Source organism: Paenibacillus sp. LBL, assembly GCF_029893715.1.
Taxonomy (GTDB): Bacteria; Bacillota; Bacilli; order Paenibacillales; family Paenibacillaceae; genus Paenibacillus_AQ; species Paenibacillus_AQ glucanolyticus.
Genome location: NZ_JARXYU010000009.1, coordinates 189,065 through 207,960 on the forward strand (window position 1 = coordinate 189,065; position 18,896 = coordinate 207,960).

At 50.3% G+C, this 18,896-nt stretch carries 14 protein-coding genes; 13 read left to right on the forward strand and 1 reads right to left on the reverse strand.

What is annotated here, in order from left to right; genetic code table 11:
• Positions 1 to 5 precede the first annotated feature (5 nt).
• Entirely contained in the window at positions 6 to 461 is a 456-nt protein-coding gene (gene bcp / locus M2277_RS19635) for a thioredoxin-dependent thiol peroxidase (RefSeq protein WP_197477089.1), read from the forward strand.
• Between the two features lie 99 nt (positions 462 to 560).
• Here bcp and M2277_RS19640 read toward each other — a convergent pair whose 3' ends face one another.
• A complete protein-coding gene (locus M2277_RS19640; protein WP_280755398.1) occupies positions 561 to 1,415 on the reverse strand; it encodes a pirin family protein in 855 nt (284 codons plus the stop codon).
• 242 nt (positions 1,416 to 1,657) lie between these two features.
• Here M2277_RS19640 and M2277_RS19645 point away from each other — a divergent pair, with 242 nt between their 5' ends.
• The 12 genes from M2277_RS19645 (at position 1,658) to M2277_RS19700 (ending at position 18,820) form a co-directional block, all read left to right on the forward strand.
• Positions 1,658 to 2,965: a polysaccharide deacetylase family protein gene (locus tag M2277_RS19645; RefSeq protein ID WP_280755399.1), complete on the forward strand. Its 1,308-nt coding sequence runs from the start codon at positions 1,658 to 1,660 to the stop codon at positions 2,963 to 2,965.
• 271 nt (positions 2,966 to 3,236) lie between these two features.
• Entirely contained in the window at positions 3,237 to 3,707 is a 471-nt protein-coding gene (locus tag M2277_RS19650) for a DUF1641 domain-containing protein (protein WP_006208234.1), read from the forward strand.
• Between the two features lie 32 nt (positions 3,708 to 3,739).
• Entirely contained in the window at positions 3,740 to 4,915 is a 1,176-nt protein-coding gene (locus M2277_RS19655; protein WP_280755400.1) for an NAD(P)/FAD-dependent oxidoreductase, read from the forward strand.
• 358 nt (positions 4,916 to 5,273) lie between these two features.
• Positions 5,274 to 7,052 carry a sensor histidine kinase gene (locus tag M2277_RS19660; protein ID WP_006208236.1) on the forward strand — a complete coding sequence of 593 codons (1,779 nt, stop codon included), beginning with the start codon at positions 5,274 to 5,276 and terminating at the stop codon, positions 7,050 to 7,052.
• Entirely contained in the window at positions 7,027 to 8,574 is a 1,548-nt protein-coding gene (locus M2277_RS19665) for a response regulator (RefSeq protein WP_280755401.1), read from the forward strand. Before M2277_RS19660 ends, M2277_RS19665 begins: the two co-directional genes overlap by 26 nt.
• 141 nt (positions 8,575 to 8,715) lie before the next feature.
• A complete protein-coding gene (locus M2277_RS19670; protein ID WP_280755402.1) occupies positions 8,716 to 10,038 on the forward strand; it encodes an ABC transporter substrate-binding protein in 1,323 nt (440 codons plus the stop codon).
• Between the two features lie 30 nt (positions 10,039 to 10,068).
• Positions 10,069 to 11,022: a carbohydrate ABC transporter permease gene (locus M2277_RS19675; RefSeq protein WP_036638810.1), complete on the forward strand. Its 954-nt coding sequence runs from the start codon at positions 10,069 to 10,071 to the stop codon at positions 11,020 to 11,022.
• Between the two features lie 32 nt (positions 11,023 to 11,054).
• Positions 11,055 to 11,888, forward strand: a complete 834-nt coding sequence (locus M2277_RS19680) for a carbohydrate ABC transporter permease (protein WP_006208240.1) — start codon at positions 11,055 to 11,057, stop codon at positions 11,886 to 11,888.
• 228 nt (positions 11,889 to 12,116) lie between these two features.
• Positions 12,117 to 13,658 (forward strand): helix-turn-helix domain-containing protein, encoded by a 1,542-nt coding sequence (locus M2277_RS19685; RefSeq protein WP_006208241.1) that lies wholly within the window; start codon positions 12,117 to 12,119, stop codon positions 13,656 to 13,658.
• Between the two features lie 18 nt (positions 13,659 to 13,676).
• Positions 13,677 to 15,521, forward strand: a complete 1,845-nt coding sequence (locus tag M2277_RS19690; protein ID WP_280755403.1) for a cache domain-containing sensor histidine kinase — start codon at positions 13,677 to 13,679, stop codon at positions 15,519 to 15,521.
• Complete coding sequence (locus tag M2277_RS19695) at positions 15,493 to 17,025, forward strand: response regulator transcription factor (protein ID WP_280755404.1); 1,533 nt, start codon at positions 15,493 to 15,495, stop codon at positions 17,023 to 17,025. The genes M2277_RS19690 and M2277_RS19695 overlap by 29 nt, the downstream gene beginning before the upstream one ends.
• Before the next feature lie 97 nt (positions 17,026 to 17,122).
• Positions 17,123 to 18,820 carry an ABC transporter substrate-binding protein gene (locus tag M2277_RS19700; RefSeq protein ID WP_036638820.1) on the forward strand — a complete coding sequence of 566 codons (1,698 nt, stop codon included), beginning with the start codon at positions 17,123 to 17,125 and terminating at the stop codon, positions 18,818 to 18,820.
• Positions 18,821 to 18,896 lie beyond the last annotated feature (76 nt).

An 18,896-nucleotide genomic window follows, 5' to 3' on the forward strand; every position in this document is an offset into this window, starting at 1 on the left:
CGCAATTGACAATCGGAAGCCAGGTGCCGGACTTTTCACTTCCGGCTTCGAATGGGGAGAAGGTATCTTTAAGCGATTTTCGTGGACGCAAAGTCGTGCTGTTCTTTTATCCGAAAGATATGACGCCGACCTGTACCGAGGAGGCTTGCAGCTTCCGTGACCATTATGGTGCCTTGAAAGAGGCGGGTGCGGTCGTGATCGGAATCAGCCCGGATCCGCTGAAATCTCATGCCAAATTTATGGATAAGCATAGCCTGCCCTATTTGCTTCTGTCTGATGAGGAGCATAAGGTAAGCGAGATGTTTGGCGTCTGGCAGATGAAGAAGATGTTCGGCCGTGAGTATATGGGCATTATACGCTCCACCTTTTTGATTGATGAGAACGGGAAGATGACAGGGGAGTGGCGGAAGGTTAAAGTAAAAGGTCATGTCGAATCGGTTCTCACAGCCGTGCTGTCATAAGCTATATGAAGAACGGTCCCTCAGCATGCCTGGACAGGCATAATAAGGGACCGTTCTTTTGAGAAAATAGGACCGGAGGAATAGACCGGGTGGGAGGGATCAATGCTTCAAGAACGTACCCATCCGGTATTCGCGGAACGCTTCATTCACTTCTTCTTCCGTATTCATGACAAAGGGGCCGCGTGCGGCCACGGGTTCCTTCAAGGGTTCGCCTGCATACAGCACGAAGCGGAGGGGCTCCACAGCCGTTGCCTGGATTTCACTTGGCATTCCATCAATTCCGGCACCCAGCCACAGCACCTGATTCTGGGAGGCAGTCACACCTTGGCTTCCGAAGGTTCCGCTGCCCTCAAGGATATAGATGAAGCCGTTGTAGCTGCCGGGCAGGTCCTGCGCTATGGAAGCGCCAGGCTCAAGGATGGCCTCAACCATCGTAACCGGAACATGGTTTTTAGTGCCGGATACCACATTGCCGGATGAACCGGAAAAGACCCGTGCGATCGCACCCTTCTCTTGTCTGACCGGCATCTCCGCCCCCTTCAGGTTTTGGTAGCGAGGGGAGGTCATTTTCCGGTCACGGGGCAAATTGACCCAGAGCTGCAGGACATGAGCCGTTACGCCCTCGGAAGGGACTTCGTTGTGGATGACGCCGCTGCCGGCAGTCATCCACTGCACATCACCGGGCCCAAGCACCCCGCGTTGTTCGGAGACGCTGTCATAATGCTCGATGGTTCCGTCGATTACAAAAGTAACGGTTTCAATTCCCCGATGGGGATGGTCGTCGAATGAACCGGCTTGGAATTTGTCTTCCATCATGCCGAGAAACGGGTCGGATTGGGTCCAGTTACCGAATTCAATAACGGGTCCAGCGGCATGGATGGGGCTGTTGCGCCGGAGAACGACGTCTCTGACCTCTGCAATATCGCGTTTGAATACCGTTGAGTTGTTGTCCATAGCTTCTATCATCCCTTCTCATCTCGAAATAGGCCAAGAATCAATCCAAATCTGTATAACGAAGCTTCTTATAATAATGGAATTAAGATAACGCTAGCGAAGAACTCAAATTCAGTTTACTAGTAATCTGAATTAAAATCAAGTTCGCAAGAAAATATCAGATTCTAGTCTTTTTTCAAATATCGCCCCATATAATCTATCAGGAAACCGAACTCATAGAAACGATGGAGGTAGAGTTGATAATGAAAAACATGGTGCGGGTAACATCAATTGCAGTATTCTTCGGCGTATTGGCTGTTCTGATCATGATCGGTACGGGATTGGACTTCCAGCGGCCGATGGAGATATATGTAGAACAGGCTCCTCTGGCGACAGTACCCCTGGCAGTGCCTCAGCAGGCTGCACAGATGAAGGGGAAAGAGGTAAGCAAGCCCATCGTCATTACGGCAGACAAGGACAAACCCGCTGTGAACGCCGCACCTGTTTCATATAAAAAACTAACGGATAAAACGGTTTATCTCACTTTTGATGACGGGCCATCGGATTTAACGCTTGAGGTGCTTGATATATTGAAGCGAGAAGGAATTAAAGGCACTTTTTTTGTACTGGGCAAGGAAGCCGAGACCCGTCCGGAGATTATCAATCGCATCTATGAAGAAGGCCATACCATCGGGAATCATACATATGATCATCGTTACGACCAGCTCTACGGGCGTTTTCAGGATTTCTGGGGACAGATTAAGAAGACGGAGGAAGTCATCCGCTTGATTACGGGGGAGCGGCCGCAGTTGGTGCGAGCACCAGGGGGCACGGCAGGTCATTTTGACGAAGCCTATTTTCAATTGATGAAGCAGGGTGGCTATCATGTATTCGATTGGAATGTTGACAGTGGCGATTCCAAGTATAAAGGGGTCCCGGTTAAGGACATCGTAAAAGGGGCAACCACAAAAGTTAAGGGCAATGAGGCGATTGTGCTTCTTCATGATGGTAAAGGGCATGGCGAAAGCGTGAAGGCTCTGCCGGACATTATTTCTTATTATAAAAAGCAGGGGTACGCCTTTGAAGTGCTTTCGACAAAAACGCAGCCTGTTCAATTTACCGCACAGAAGGCGGCCCGAAAGGCTTCGCAGCCTTCGAAGCAGTGGATCACACAGGAAGTTGTTGCCAATGCCGCACTCTTTGAATCTGGAAGGACGCTCGCCGTGGAATTCGGCGGACTTGAAACCGCGTTTGCGGCAGGTGAATACAAGTTGGTGGACGGCCGGCTGATGGTTCCGCTGCGCTCCCTGGTGGAGCGGCTTGGCGGAAGCGTGTCCTGGAAGTCTCACAACAAAACCGTGCAGGTGAAGCTTGGAGGGAATCGCTGGGATGCGGACCCGGTGGGGGGCTTGCTGTTATCCCATCAAACAGGTGGCAAACCTGTGTCATCGGATGTGCATCTGATCGGCGGCACGGCTTGGATTCCGATTCGGGACGCGCTTGACTTTTCCGGCCACCCTGTTACAAGAGTGACATATGAAGAAAGCGAATATCGCGTTCTAACTTTGTAGTCGAAATTTGTATTTTATGTTTGTAATTATGCTGCACAAGTTATAGACTAGTACTTAGAGATATTTATCACAATCCCTAAGAATGTTTCAGAATAAAGGAGGGGGAAGCTTCCCCCTGCTTTATTTTTGGCGATAGATGAGTCACCCATAAGTTCGCACTTTTGTAAGTGATGCATAATAGATACCGGTTATCCCAAAATTAAACCTAGCCGGTTCGATCGTCGCCAAGTTCATCTTGGGAATTTACTTAAAGAAAAGGAGGCAATTCTTTATGACAGAAACATCTTCTCCACAACCGTCCGAAACTCCGGAAAATGTTGTAGGAAACCAAGAAGCTGCGGCGTCCAGCCGTCCTGATGTGCTGCTCGAACAACTGCTCAAGCCCGAGGTTCAGGAATCCCTTACAACTCTCGTGGACAATCTTCCTAAACTTACGGAAATGCTGTCCGTCATGACTAAAGCGTATGATTTCGGTAAATCCGTAGCTACGGATCCCGTGCTTGCGGAAGACACTATGGCTTCCCTCAGCGGATTCGCGAAGCCGGTAACGACAGCAGCAAAAAGCGTTGCATCTGCAGCTATCGAAGCCGGGGACCGTGTCCACGCTCAAGGCGACCAAGCTCAGATCGGTGTATTTGGTCTGATGAAAATGCTGAAAGATCCTCAGGTTCAAAAGGGTCTTCGCTATGCTCAGGCTTTTTTGGACGTTCTTAACGAGCGCGACCAACAAAACAAGCGTTAATCCATAAATCATACGAAGAACGGAGGATGGTCATGTCTAAACATATTTTAATTTTGGGCGGAGGCTACGGCGGCTTGCTTAGTGCACTTTCTGCACGCGAGCATTTCGGCGCATCTGCAAAAATCACGCTGATTAACCGTTTCCCAACCCATCAGATCATTACGGAATTGCACCGCCTGGCAGCAGGCAACATCGCAGAGAAAGCAGTAGCTTTGCCGCTGGATAAGCTTCTGCGCGGCGCGAACGTTGACCTGCGCATCGGCAATGTTAAGGAAATCAAGCCGGATGAGCGTTCGGTTTCCCTCGATGACGGCGGCAGCTTCACATATGATGCCCTGGTTATCGCTCTGGGCAGTGAAACTGCATTTTTCGGTATCCCGGGACTTCAAGAGAACAGCTTCATTCTGAAGTCTGTTAACGATGCAAACCGTCTGCGTGCTCACGTTGAGTCCCGCATTGCGGAATACAGCAAAACGAAAAACGAAGCGGACGCTACCATCGTGGTTGGCGGCGGCGGTTTGACCGGCGTTGAGCTTGTTGGTGAATATGCCGATATGAGAAGCGAGCTGGCTCGCAAATACGGTATCGATCCACAGGAAATCACGCTTTATTGTGTTGAAGCTGCTCCTTCCATTCTGCCGGGCTTCCCTGCTGAATTGGTTGACCGTGCGACAACAAGCCTGCAAAAACGCGGCGTGAACTTCCTGACTGGATTGCCTATTACCAAAATGGACGGCACCACCGTTGAGCTGAAAGATGGAAGCACCATCGAAACCAGCACATTGGTATGGACAGGCGGCGTACAAGGCAACAGCGTTGTCGCTAACTGCGGAATCGAAGTGAACCGCGGACGTGCGGTTGTGAACGAATTCCTGCAATCCGCTTCCCACCCTGACGTATATGTTGCTGGCGACAGCGCGGTTGTTATGGGACCGGAAGGTCGTCCGTTCCCGCCGACAGCACAGCTGGCATGGCAAATGGGCGAGCTGATCGGATACAACATGTTCGCTCAATTGAACGGCGGCGCACCAGCTTCCTTCGCACCGGTATTCTCCGGTACGCTGGGCAGCTTGGGACGTAAAGATGCCATCGGTACGATCGGCGCGAACAAGACCCAATTGAAAGGTCTGCCTGCAACCTTGATGAAGGAAGCGAGTAACATGCGTTACCTGTCCCACATCAACGGTTTGTTCACACTGGCTTACTAAGCCAAAGGGCGGCATTATACGAATACAAAGAGATGGACCCGGAGTTATTCGGGGCCATCTCTTTTTTTATATGGAGATGACCTCGGTGAAGTGAAGCACAGGCTCCAAACATAAGCAGATCGACTTAGGGACAATCATCTTAAAACATAATACGATGTATACACCCGGGAGCAGAGCGAGTTCTGGGTTATGCCAGATACGGGGACTTGGGGAGAAGGCGGGAAGGGGGAAAGCAAACGGTAGAGGAGGTGGAAGAGGAGAGCTTGAAGGAGGAAATGAGGTAAGAAGGCTAAGTATTTATGTAAGCGCTATCAAAAAGAGATTCATCATTTTCATTTACGAAACGGAGGGAGTTTGTATGCGGGGATATCATCGTCTTCATTCGATTGTCATTCAGCTGTTTTTGTTTTTTTTCATCGGCACCACACTCCCGGTACTTATTATGGGTTTCCTGTCGTACAACAAATCGGCATCAATTGTGGAGGAACAAGTCAGTAAAGTTGCCTCTCTCACCATTACTCAAGTCAGTGACAAACTGAATATGTTTTTCAAGAAACTGGACGATTCCTCGATGATGGTGCTGAACAGCAAGGTGGTGCACGGCATTCTGGAGGATCAGGATATGAGCAAATATGATCTGACGCTGAAGGTGAAGGAGGGAAAGGATCTGTTGACCTCCATCATGATTAACTCGCCGGAAATATTGGATGTGTATGTATTCGATGTGCTGCGGAACAATTCGGTCCTCAGTGCCGATTCCCTGATGTCCATCCCGGACCAATGGGATTCCGCTTGGTATCAGTCGATTCTGGAAGCTAACGGCCAGGCGGTATGGTTCGGCCTGTCCGATACCTCCTACCTGAAGCAGACGGGAATGGGATTTCCGGTATTCGGCCTGGGCAGGGCGATACGGAGCTGGGATACGGGGGAGATTGTGGGGGTGATGTTCATCGAGATCATGGGGGATGTCCTGATCGACGAATTAAACCATGTCCAGTTCGGTGATACAGGGTATATGTACGTGGCCAATGATGAGAACCGTTACTTCTATCATCCCGATCCCTCCATGTATGGGAAGCAGTCCCAGATCAAGCTGCCGACGGGTCTGACGGAATATAACCTGAACAACAATAAAACACTCATGATTCCGTCGCGCCTGAACAATGGCTGGCATGTGGTTGGGATGGTACCGCTTAAGGAGCTGACGGCGGACTCGGCCAGCATCCGGAGTTTCACCGTCTGGATTGTCTTCGGATCGATCCTCGCAGCGATCGGCATCGGTTATTTCATGACCCGGCGGATTGGCAATCCGCTCGTCCAGCTAAGCAGGCTTATGCGCAGAAGCGAAGCAGGAGATCTATCGGTCCGGAGCAAGAATGTAGGTTCCAGTGAAATTGGGCAGCTGGGAAGAAGCTTCAACAAAATGATTGAGCAAATTGATCTGCTGATCAGGCGGATTGCCGCGGAGGAGTCCGAGAAGAAAAAAGCGGAAATCCGCGCACTGCGGTACCAGATTAATCCCCACTTTCTCTACAATACGCTGAATTCCATCCGCTGGATGGCCAAGCTTAACCGGACTAACGACGTGGATCAATCGGTCACCGCCCTTGTTCATCTGCTGGAGGGGAGCCTGGAGCGCAATGGCGTGTTCATACGGCTCGGCGACGAGCTGGAGCAGCTCCGTAAATACATGATTATTCAGAATTACCGTTACGACCATCAGATTGAACTAAGGATCGATTGTCCTGAGGATATGGAGGACATCCATATTCCCCGGATGCTGCTGCAGCCAATTGTGGAGAATGCGATCTTTCACGGGATTGCGCCGCTGGATGACACGGGCGTGATTCAGATCAGGATTTCATCGCAGCAGCAGGATGTCCTGGTACAGATCGAGGACAATGGGATCGGCATAAGACCTGAGCGAATAACAGGACTGCTCTCGCATGATCAGGATCACTCCAAACACGGCATGACCCATATCGGGCTGCGTCATGTTCACCAAACGGTCCAGCTGTATTATGGCAGCGGCTACGGAGTGTGGGTGGAGAGCCGGGAACACGAAGGTACACGGGTCACTATCACCTTTGCCAAGGAAAGGGGGGACGCTTATGTACAGAGTGCTGCTCGTGGATGACGAGGCAATCGCTCGTACAGGACTTCGATCCACCTTCGATTGGGAGAAGCACGGTTATCGGCTGGTCGGAGAGGCCTCCAATGGACAGCGGGCAATGAAGTGGATTCTGGATGGGGATCTCGACATTCTGATTACGGATATCGCGATGCCCGTCATGGATGGCTTGGAGCTGACCCGACGGACCCGAGAGCTGTGTCCATGGGTGAAGGTGCTGCTGCTCAGCTGCCACAGCGATTTCGAATTCGTGCGCGAAGGCATCAGGCTTGGCGCATCGGATTATATTCTCAAGCCGACGCTGGACCCGGACTCGCTCGGTGCCATACTCGATCAGATGCGTTCGAAGCTGGAAGAGGAGCGGCAGATGCAGCGGATTCTGACGGAGCATGAGCAGCAGCAGCGGCGGAACAAGAAGAAGGCCGATGAGAAAATACTGTTTCAGGCCTTATCCGGCGATCCAAATGCGATAGAAGATTTGGAAGCCAGGAGTCATGGCGGCTCTTATATGATGGCTGTGCTTCAGCTTGATTCCGACATAGGAGATCGGGCGGCGGGGGGACAGCAGAAGGATTGGCATGACAGAATCGAACGGCTTCTGGAGCTGTTATATGACCAGGTCCCGGAAGCGCTGGCAGCGCGGCTGGAAACGGACCGGATCGCGGCCTACGTACCAGTGCGTCCCGAAGAGAGGCGGGAAGTCAGCGAAGCGGGCATCAAGCTGCCAATTCGCTGTATCATCGGATTGAGCCGAGGCTTCAACAGCATAGGCAAGCTGCATGAGGCTTTTCAAGAAGCCGTTGAAAGTCTGGAGGGGCTTTTCTTTTATAGGGATAAACAGATTCTTCATGCGGAGGATAGGCTCCTCGTGGATGCCGAATCGGCACAGGAAGGTTCAACTTCCGGACTGTATGGCTTTAGAGCGGGGCTGGCTGTTGGGAATATGGATAAAAGCGAAGTGGAGCTGCAGGCGATCATGGAGCGCTGGAAGCCTGGAAGGATGAACAAACCTGCGGTTCTTAAAGAAGCAGAGGGCATTCTGGGACTGCTGGCCATGCATTATCTCCCTGGCGGTCCGGCGCTGCCCCAGGCAGGAGAAGCGGGGCGGCTTCGATCGGTGGAGGAGGTAAAAGGGCTTGTTCTTGAAGCTTTCCGCATGCTGCGTGAGGAAGCCATCCGTCACCCCGTCCCGGAATCCACGCTGCATGAGCGGATTGTGCTGCAGGCTGTTCAATATATTAACGCCCGCTTTACCGAGCCCATATCTCTGCAGGAGGTGGCGGACGACGTGGCTGTAAGCCGCAACTATTTTAGTGAAATGTTCAAGCGCGTCACCGGGCACAACTTTATCGATTATGTGATCGACCTTCGACTGAAACGCGCCAAGGAGCTGCTCTCCACGACCTCGCTCAGAGTGTATGAAGTGGCTGACCGATCCGGATTTAATGATGTGAAATACTTCAGCAAATTGTTCAAGAAGCTGGTAGGGATTTCGCCGGCTGAGTACCAGGGACAGCACCGTAAATGATCAAAACTTCATAGATCGGAAAAGAAGCCACTTTTTCGGAACATAATCCGTTCAAATGCTTTTTGCCAAAATTTTATAATTAAAGCGGTTACAAAGTGCTGTGCCAGCAAAACTAAATCGGGTTTGAATGGAGGAAATGAAATGACAAGGAAACAGGTAAGAGGGTCGTTGCTTGTAATCATTCTTCTACTATCATCCATGTTTCAGGCGTGTGGAGGAGGCGGAACTACGGAGGGCGGAGATTCGGGAAGCAGCGAGAAGGTCAAGATTAAATGGGCGAGCTGGGGGAATCCCGGAGAGCTTAGCCGCTACCAGGAGCTGACCAAGGATTTCAACAAGAAGCATCCTGATATCGAAGCCGAATTCATTCCAATTCCCGGCGAGTATGATCAGAAAATATTAACCCAATTAACGGGAGGGACGGCGCCGGATATTTTTTACGCCGGTGACGGTCTGATCGTGAAATTGATCGAGAATCAAAGCATTGAGAATTTAACCCCCTACATGGATGCCCCGGAGAGCTTGATCAAGAAGGAGGATTACTTCGAGGGCTTGTGGGGAGCAGCGGTGCGGGATGGGCAGACTTACGGCGTGACGGTGGATTGCAACCCGATGGTGCTGTGGTACAACAAGAAGGTGCTGAAGGAAGCGGGTATAACCGAGATGCCTGCCGATCTTCAGGCGAATGGACAATGGACCTGGGACAAGTTCAAGGAAATGTCGGACAAGATCCGGGACAGCAAGAAATACGGCTACGTGCTGGATAATTCCTGGAACAGTTATCACAGCTGGGTTACCTCGAATGGAGGCCAGGTCTACGATGACGAGGGGAATTTCGTGGCGGCTTCGGATCCCAAGGCAATGGAGGCTTTCAAGTTCCTGTACGACAACGTGAAGTCCAAGAACATTACGTTCTCCGGGACGCTTCCCAAAGGGCAGGGCGGGGACGCCATGTTTATGTCCAACCAGGTCGGATTTGTTGCTGCGGGACGTTGGTATCTGCCGCTGTTCAAGAAGAATCAAGGACTTGAGTATGACGTGGTAACTTGGCCTACCAACACCGGCAACAAAATCGAGCCGGCCGGTATCCCAACGGCATTCCTGGTCATGAACAAGGCAGCGAAGAATAAGGAAGCAGCCTATACCTTTTTCTCCGAGTATGTAAGTAAAGAAGGTCAACGTTACCGCCTGCAGGGCGGCGGCAATGCGGTCCCGTCGGTACAAGGCACGGATGATGTGGTCCTGGAAGGAAATCTGCCGGAGCATGCCCAGTTATTCCTCGATGCTCGTGAGATCGGGTATTCCCTGACGCCGTTCGAGGCGGGCATTCCGGGTCTCGGCCAGGATATCACATCCAAATTCGAGGCACTGTGGCTGAAAGATCAGGATCTTGAAAGCTCCCTGCAGGACATTCAGGATATGGCTAATAAGAAAATTCAGGATTACAAGAGCGGCAAGAACTGATCAAGCTCTGGAGAGGAACGGTGAGAAGATATGAAGACGCAGCCTGCTGGAAGCCCCGGAGCCTCTCCTTCTCCGGAGCAGCTCCCGGAGAGGAGAACAACCTCCTTAACAAGCAAGACATCCGACGGTTTATGGGGCTACTTTTTTATCCTTCCCCAGATGATCGGACTGATCGCTTTTTCATTAATTCCGCTGATTTCGGCTTTTGTTATCAGCATGATGAACTGGGACGGGATGGGAGCCAAGAAGTTTATCGGACTCCAGAATTTCATATCCCAGCTTCAGGATGAGGAGTTCCATATCGCCCTGGTCAACACGGTGTATTATACGATTCTATCGGTACCGACAGGCATTATTCTGGCCATGCTGGTGGCGGTAGGCTTAAACCGGGTTCGCGGGAAAATCCTGTACCGGCTGATCTACTTCATGCCGAACATTACAATGTCCGTCGCAGTGGCCGTTGTGTTTATGTGGCTGTTCAACGCAGACTTTGGGCTCATTAACATGTATCTGCAGCAATGGTTCGGTATTACGGGACCTTCCTGGCTGACGGATTCCAGATATGTCATGCCCTCGATTGCCCTCTTGAGCGTATGGATGGGACTCGGGGGGAACATGGTGCTGTTCCTTGCCGGACTTCAGGGGATATCCAGAAGTTATTATGAGGCAGCCGAGATTGACGGTGCAGGCAAATGGCAGCAGTTGATTCATATTACGATTCCACTGCTGTCGCCGACAACCTTTTTTGTAACGATCATGTCCATTATCGGTTCCTTCCAGGTGTTCGACCAGTCCTTTGTCATGACCTCCGGCGGACCGGCGAAGGCGAGTTATACTCTCGTGTATCACATTTACGAGACAGCCTTTGCGGACTTTACCTTCGGCAAGAGCACGGCGTCAGCCGTCATCCTGTTTGTGATGATCCTGTCGCTCACCTTGTTCCAGATGAAAATGTCCAAACGGTGGGTTCATTACGAAGACTAACGGATTCATGCGAGGAAGGAGGAGGAGAATGAATGATACATCGGGGATTGAGAATGTCCACCGTCGTGCTGCACATCGTTCTGATCATAGGTGCTTGTATTATGGCACTGCCGTTTGTCTGGATGGTGCTCAGCTCGCTCAAGGATTTGTCGCAAGTATTCGTGGTGCCGCCCAAATGGATTCCGGACCCGTTCATCTGGTCCAACTATAAGGATTCCCTGACGGCACTGCCCTTCGGGCGCGCATACTTTAACAGCTTTTATATCAATATGATCGTCGTCCTTTCACAGCTAGTTACCTGTTCCATGGCAGCCTATGCTTTTGCCAAAATCACGTTCCCGTTTCGGGAGCCGCTGTTCATTCTGTTTCTGGCCACCATGATGGTGCCGGGACAAGTGACCATCATTCCGCTATATCTGATCATGAAAAATATCGGATGGCTGGACACGCATCTGGCGATTATTGTCCCTTCGGCGCTGCTCAACGCATTCGGGGTGTTTCTGCTCCGGCAATTCTTCCGGGGAATTCCGAAAGAGATGGAGGAGGCCGCGATTGTGGATGGCGCGAACCGCTGGACGATCTACGCCCGGATCATGCTCCCTTTGATTAAACCGGCGCTGTCGGCACTCGGCATTTTCACCTTTCTCGGGATGTGGAACAACTTCTTTAATCCGCTGATCTTTCTCAGCAGCACGGATAAGTTCACCGTTCCGATGATGCTGAATCTGTACCGCGGCATGTATTCCACAGACTGGACACTGATGATGGCGGGGGCTTCCATAGCACTGATTCCGGTCCTTATCGTATATATCATCGGCCAGAAATATATTATTGAGGGCGTCACCTTATCGGGAATTAAAGGGTAGCTGATAGGTGATAGAAATAACCCGTAAGCTGGATTCTTAGATGACAGAATCCGCTTGCGGGTTATTTGCGTTCTGCGCCTGAATGGCCTTGTAGAACCAGGCACCATCACGATTAGCGTTCACATCAATTTATACAAGTCAGTATATTCTCATAGGTATACTAGTATGGTAGTATAAGTAAAATGAGTGCGCTTACATTAATACGCTTCACTAAGGGAGACGATGACGATGTTCAATGTACTTCTGGTGGATGATGAACCATGGGTCCTGGAAGGGCTTAGGACCATGATTGACTGGAACCGGTTCGGATTCCAAATATGCGGAGAAGCTCTGAGTGCTCCGGAAGCGTTGAAGTTAATAGAACGATTGCAGCCGGAGCTGGTCATGACGGATATCCGCATGCCTGTGCTGAACGGTCTGGAATTGATTGAGCACAGCAATCGGACAATGCCCCATCCACCGAAATTCGTGATTCTGAGCGGATATGATGATTTTGGATACGCCCACAACGCCATGCAGCAGCGGGTTGCGGAATATTTGCTCAAACCGATTGATGATGAAGAGATCGAAGCTCTGTTAGCCAGACTGAGCCATGTGATCCGGGATGAGTATGAAACCGAACATAGCCATCAGATGAAAGCGGGCATCGCCATCCATTATCTATTGAATCGATTAATTCAGGATGGGGATAACCACGATATAGCGGAGCAAGTCCGCAAGGCGATGTTGATCCAGGGAGAGCCGGAGCTTCGGTGTCTATTGATAGATACGGAGTCCTCGGGCATGGACTTGATGAAATGGATTGCCAATCATGGCCCCGAGGGACTGCTCGGATGCTTTCAGGATAGCAGCGGCAGTCTCGGAGTCCTGCTTCGTGTTGAGCAGCAGGCCCCTGATGACGTTATGGAAACCGCGCTTCAATTGCAGTCCGCACTGGTCCAGGAGCTGGGAGGGCCGGTTATCGTGGCATTGAGTGCCATGGGGAGAGGAATTCAGGCCGTCGGGGAGCTTTACCGGCAAAGCGCGGAGGTGCGTCATTATAGACGAAGCCAAGGAAGAAGCGGCGTGTTTTGTTATCAGGAGCTGAGGAGAATGGCCGATTCCCGGGAATTTCCGTTCGGGCGGGTCGAAGATTTAATGTCGATGATCCTGGCAGGGGAGTCCCAACCAATCGAAGCATGTTTGGAGCGGATCTTCGCAGTCATGACCGATTACATGCCGGATCTGAGAGCCATTCGGGCCGATGTGGCTGATCTGGAGTTGTCGCTGTGCAGAACAATCGCCGAGATGAATGGGGATCCGGATATTTTCATGAACAGGCTGCAGGAGGAGCTTGGCAATCTGGATGATGCCTGCAATGGTGCAGCGCTTAAGAACTACGTGCGGCATCTCGCGCTCCAAGCCTCCTCACTGCTCGCTGAGTTGAGGAAGCACAACGAGCACAACACGATTTTTCAAGTGATTCAGTATGTCGACCGGGAGTACCGGAGTAAGCTGCAGCTTCAGGAGTTGGCACAGCATTTTCACATGAACGCCACCTATTTGGGACAGCTGTTCAAGAAGCACGCAGGCAGGCCTTTTAAGGAATATGTCAATGACAAGCGGATTGAAGAGGCCAAGCTGCTGCTGAAGCGAAGCGGGATGAAGGTGTCCGAGGTTGCACAGCATGTCGGGTTCCCGAACGCGGACTATTTCATCCATAAATTTAAGATGACAACCGGGATGCTGCCCTCGAATTACAAGAATAATGAGGATAGCAAGCTGCGCTAATCCGGGAGGGTGCCTTTTATGAAGAGGATGTTCGGACGGGGAAATTTCGTAAACGATATTCCACTGAAATATAAATTCTTTCTTATTTTTGTCATAGGTGTGCTGCTGCCTATTCTGGTGATTAACTTGATGTTCATGGATCGAATGTCGGAGCTGATCAGGGAGAGAGAAGAGCAGAACCTTGACATATCGATGGAGCGGGCAAGAAAGGATATCCATAATTTCATAGACGGCGGCGTGGCAGTAAGCCATGCCCTGAGCACCGATAAGACACTCTACGAAATGCTCGATCGGGAATATGAGTCGCAATTGGATTTCTATGAGACCTTTGATGAACAGCTGCGGAATCGGGTAATCAGCTACATTCCGGTCAACAACCAGATTCAGCGAATCAGTATCTTCACCGGCAATCCCTCCATTGTGTCCGGGGGCAACTATCATGTGATCAATGACGATGTGCTTGATAGTGATTGGTTTAAGCTGTGGAGCAATTCGACCCACCCGGTGCTGGTGGCAGCATACAGGGCAACGGAGGCGAATAACTCCGCTTCGACGGTTCCGTATTTAAGCGTGATTGAGAAAATGGCTTATTTTGATAACTATGACACCTATGAGAAGCTGCTTCGAATTGATATCGACTTAAGCAAAATCTATGACGTCATTGTACGGGAACGCGATTATCTGGATATGTATTTAGTGAACGAGAACAACGAGATCATCATGTCGGCCAGCAGCGGTTACGAGAGAGGGAAGTACGATGCTTATCCGGTGTTTGACTTGGAGCAGTACGATGAAGAGGATCGGCATGTGTTCTCCATCGGAACGGCCAGGTATGTTAAGGGATGGAAGCTGATCGGCATAACCCAGGGCAACCGGATAACGAGCGCCATGCTGGACATGCAGCTGTTTACCGTCATTTTGGCAGCTGTGGTTACGCTGATCGCTGCGATTTTTATTACGGTTATGCTCAGGTCTTACAATTACCGTGTGAAGCGACTGTCCCGTCATATGCAGAAGGTGAGCAATGAGAAGTTTGATCTGATCGAAATTGATGAAGGACGGGACGAAATTGGCGGACTCATCCGTAATTTTAATCAGATGACAACGAAGATGAACTCTCTGATCAACAATGTGTATAAGCTGGAAATTCAGAAGAAGGACCTGGAGATGGAGCGGGTCCGGGCTGAATTGAACTTTTTGCAGAGCCAGATGAATCCCCATTTCCTGTTTAATACCCTTAACGCGATATTAGTGGTCTGTACGAAGAACCAATATTCGGATGTGACGGACATCATTAAGAGTTTGTCCAAGCTGCTCCGCAGATTATTAAGCTGGAGAGAGGATTTGGTCTCTGTTGAGGAAGAAATAAGGTTTATTGAAATGTATCTCAAAATCGAAAAGTTTCGGTTTCGGGATAAATTTGAATATCAATTCCATATCGATGTGGAAGCGCTTCATTGTAAAATACCGAAAATGAGCATTCAGCCTCTCGTTGAGAATGCCTGCAAATACGGTCTGCAAACGGTGGATGGAGCCGGTCTTGTTACGATCAGCGCTTCCGTAGCCAGCGACTATCTTCATATCGTCATCTCGGATAACGGGAAGGGCATTGAGCAAGACAAGCTCCGGGACATCATCCTGTCGGTTCGCAACGAGCAATTCTCGGGCAACAGCTTTGGTATCCGAAATGTCTACCGGAGGCTGGAATTGTACTATAACGATCATGTCATTTTCAATATTGCCAGCAGCCCGAATCAGGGGACAACGGTTTCGTTCGAGATTCCGATCAAACTGCTTGAAACTCAGGAGCAAGGGAGCGGAGGAGGGGAGAGCCATGACATTCAACGTGCTCTTGATCGATGATGAACCGGGTGCGCTGGAAGGGCTTGCGCTGTGGATTGATTGGGAACGCCTTGGGTTTAACATCTGCGGGACTTGCAGCAACGGACTTGAAGGGCTGCAGAAGATGGTTGAATATAAGCCGGATTTGGTCATCACGGACGTGAATATGCCGCTCATGGACGGACTTCTCATGATTGAAACGTGGCAGCAGGAGTATCCCGACAGCGGGGTTAAGTTTGTAATCATGAGCGGATACAGCGAATTCGAATATGCAAGGAAGGCACTGCGCCATGGAATCAACCACTACATACTGAAACCTGTTATCGGGGAAGAGGCCGAGGAGGAATTGAGCAGGATTCATGAGGAGCTTGTGCAAGAGAAGAACAGATTCAATCTCGGGGTCATTGCCATGCGAGAAGAAGCCATTTCTCTGATCAAGCATTCACTGCTGGAGCTGCCGCTTAAAGATAGCGGGCTTGTGAAACTTCAGGCAATATCCTCGGCGCGTGAAGCATGGAGTTGCTGCCTGATCCAATCGGAGCCTTCCCTGATGGCAAGCGTCAGGGAGACGATTGCCAGTTTGTCCGTTCAGATGGAAGGAGAGTATGTGATCGATCTGGAACCGAACCGAATAGGTTTGGTTTATGGACATTCCGCAAGCGGAGAGAGCGAGTCTTCTGATACGCTGCGGGAGCTGCTCCACCGTCATGCCGGTCAGCGGTTGATTGCGTCAGAGGGAGCGACTGAGCCTTCTCTTCTGAATATCCATCGCTGCTACCTGACCGCGAAGGAAGCCATCGAGCATAAATTTTATGATACGGATTATGGTGGAAGCATTTCTTATCGTGAGATACGGGATCAACCGTTTCACTATCATTATCAGATCAGCCTGATGGATGATGTGATCAGGTCTGTGGAGCTGCTGGACAAGGCGGGGTTCCGTGAAGCTGCCACCATCGCGGCATCCGCATTTCGAGAGCTTTGGATCGCACCTGGAATTGTGAAAAAAATGGTGATCCATGTCCTGTACAGGATCATAGGCTTGGTGAAAGAGGCAGAGGGCGCTGAGCCTCAAAATCTGTCCAGCAAATACAACGTAGCCGGATTAACAGACGGGGTCACCCATCTGGATGACTTGATCGGGGATTTGATACGCTGCGGCGAAGAGTGTATTGAGCATCTGCTCGTACAGCAAGCACGGCAATCGCAAGGAGTAATACAAGAAATCAACCATTATATCCATTTGCATTACCGCGAGAATCTAACCATTAAGAGATTGGCGGAACTCTTTTATTTACATCCTGTCTATCTCGGCCAACTGCTGATTCGAAAGAACGGTATTGGCTTCAGTGAACTCATCCATAATTTGCGGATCGATGAGGCCACCGCGCTGCTGAAGCAGAACAAGCTCAAGAACAGCGAGATTGCGGATCGGGTCGGTTATAGCCACTACAACCAGTTTCTTAAGCATTTTGAAAAAAGATGGGGCATGTCGCCGAATGAATTCAAAAGCGGGATGTTCTAAAGTTTTTAAGGTTAATGCTTTAGTTATAGTATAGTCCGACTTTGAAAGCGCTTTTAAAATATAGATAGGTTAACCACATTATTACGGAGGTGCTTTTATGGGGGGAAAGACAAAATCATGGCTTCGGCTCAGCACGGTATTGCTGTTGTCGCTCAGCGTTGTCCTTGGGGGCTGCGGGAGCGGAAACGGAAATAATGCGGCCACGCCGGAAAAAAAGGACTCCGCGGAACAAACAACACCCGGAACAGACGGGAATAAGGTAGAGCCATTTGAAGTCAGTGTCTTTATCGGCGAGGCTGGCCAGCAGCCGACGCCGGATAACAAAATTTATAAGAAGATCAAGGATGAGTTGGGTGCCAGCTTCAACTTTGAGTTTCTGGCTGGCGACATCAATCAGAAGCTGGGCGTCATGATAGCCGGTTCTGATTATCCGGATATGATGACTGGAAATACGAAACTTACAGCTGCCGGTGCTTACATTCCACTGGAAGATCTCATTGAAGAGCATGCTCCGAACTTGAAGAAGCATTATGAAGATTACTGGAACATGATGAAGGACCCTAATGACGGGCATATCTATATTCTTCCGAACTATGGCGTGTTCAACGGTAAATTGAACAGCTCCTGGTATTCAGGACCGGCATTCTGGATTCAGAAGGCTGTGCTGGAGGAGTTCGGTTATCCGAAGGTCAAAACGCTCGACGAATACTTTGATCTGATCGGCAAGTACAAGGAAAAATATCCGACGATCGACGGCAGTCCAACGATCGGGTTCGAGATCTTGAACTATGACTGGAGAAACTGGGGCCTGTTCAATGCACCGCAGCATTTGATCGGACATCCGAATGACGGCGGTGTTGTTGTCAAGGATGGAGTTGCCGAGGTGTTTGCCAACAAGGATTACGCCAAGCAGTATTACCAGAAGCTGAACGAAATGAATGCGCAGGGCCTGATTGATAAAGAGACTTTTGTGCAGAACTACGATCAGTATCTTGCCAAGTTATCCAGCGGAACGGTTCTCGGCATGTTCGACCAGCACTGGAATTTCCAGAATGCTGAGAATTCCCTGATCACGCAGGGCAAGGACGAAAGAACGTACGTCGGCCTTCCGCTGGTCTATGATGAGAACACCAAGGATCATTATCGTGACCGTGCACCGCTCAATTTGAATAATGGATTCGGCATCAGCGTGAATGCCAAGGATCCCGTGAAGATTCTGAAGATGCTGGATGCGTTGATTACGGAAGATTGGCAGAAAGTGCTGAGTTGGGGGATTGAGGGCGAAGATTACATCGTGAATGAGGAAGGCCGCTTTATGAAAACGCAGGAGCAGCGTGATGCATTTACGGACGGAACCTGGAAATTGGCAAACAAAGCAGATGCGTTCTTCGGTTTCGCGCCAAAAATCGAAGGAAGCTTCAGTGACGGAAATGCTACGGATGCTGCGGCTCAGCCTGAGGAGTACAAAGCCGGTCTGAAGGAGTATGACAAGAAATTCCTTGAAGCGTACGGCTTCGACAGCTACGTGGATTTCTTCAGCGAACCGCCGGAGAATGAGGTTGCTTACCCGGCATGGACCATCGATCTGGTTGAAGGATCGGAAGCGAAGGTGGTCAATACCAAGCTGAACGACCTGTCTACCAAATTCCTGCCAAAAGCGATCCTGGCTAAACCGGCAGATTTCGAATCTGCATGGAGCGAGTATACGGCTGAAATCGGTAAGATCAACATTAAAGCCTATGAAGACCGCATTAATGAACAGATCCAGTGGAGAATTACGAACTGGAGCAAATAATGTTCAGGCAAGGTCAGGAGGTGGAGGGCGTGCAATTAGCCTTCCACTTTCTAAAATTAAGGTTTGTGGGGAGAGC

Bases quoted from the DNA above. Each gene is read 5' to 3' on its own strand.
- M2277_RS19640 (WP_280755398.1), bottom strand. From the start codon at position 1,415: ATGGACAACAACTCAACGGTATTCAAACGCGATATTGCAGAGGTCAGA.
- M2277_RS19680 (WP_006208240.1), top strand. From the start codon at position 11,055: ATGATACATCGGGGATTGAGAATGTCCACCGTCGTGCTGCACATCGTT.
- M2277_RS19675 (WP_036638810.1), top strand. From the start codon at position 10,069: ATGAAGACGCAGCCTGCTGGAAGCCCCGGAGCCTCTCCTTCTCCGGAG.
- M2277_RS19645 (WP_280755399.1), top strand. From the start codon at position 1,658: ATGAAAAACATGGTGCGGGTAACATCAATTGCAGTATTCTTCGGCGTA.
- M2277_RS19655 (WP_280755400.1), top strand. From the start codon at position 3,740: ATGTCTAAACATATTTTAATTTTGGGCGGAGGCTACGGCGGCTTGCTT.
- M2277_RS19660 (WP_006208236.1), top strand. From the start codon at position 5,274: ATGCGGGGATATCATCGTCTTCATTCGATTGTCATTCAGCTGTTTTTG.
- M2277_RS19665 (WP_280755401.1), top strand. From the start codon at position 7,027: ATGTACAGAGTGCTGCTCGTGGATGACGAGGCAATCGCTCGTACAGGA.
- M2277_RS19650 (WP_006208234.1), top strand. From the start codon at position 3,237: ATGACAGAAACATCTTCTCCACAACCGTCCGAAACTCCGGAAAATGTT.
- M2277_RS19695 (WP_280755404.1), top strand. From the start codon at position 15,493: ATGACATTCAACGTGCTCTTGATCGATGATGAACCGGGTGCGCTGGAA.
- M2277_RS19690 (WP_280755403.1), top strand. From the start codon at position 13,677: ATGAAGAGGATGTTCGGACGGGGAAATTTCGTAAACGATATTCCACTG.
- M2277_RS19685 (WP_006208241.1), top strand. From the start codon at position 12,117: ATGTTCAATGTACTTCTGGTGGATGATGAACCATGGGTCCTGGAAGGG.
- M2277_RS19670 (WP_280755402.1), top strand. From the start codon at position 8,716: ATGACAAGGAAACAGGTAAGAGGGTCGTTGCTTGTAATCATTCTTCTA.
- M2277_RS19700 (WP_036638820.1), top strand. From the start codon at position 17,123: ATGGGGGGAAAGACAAAATCATGGCTTCGGCTCAGCACGGTATTGCTG.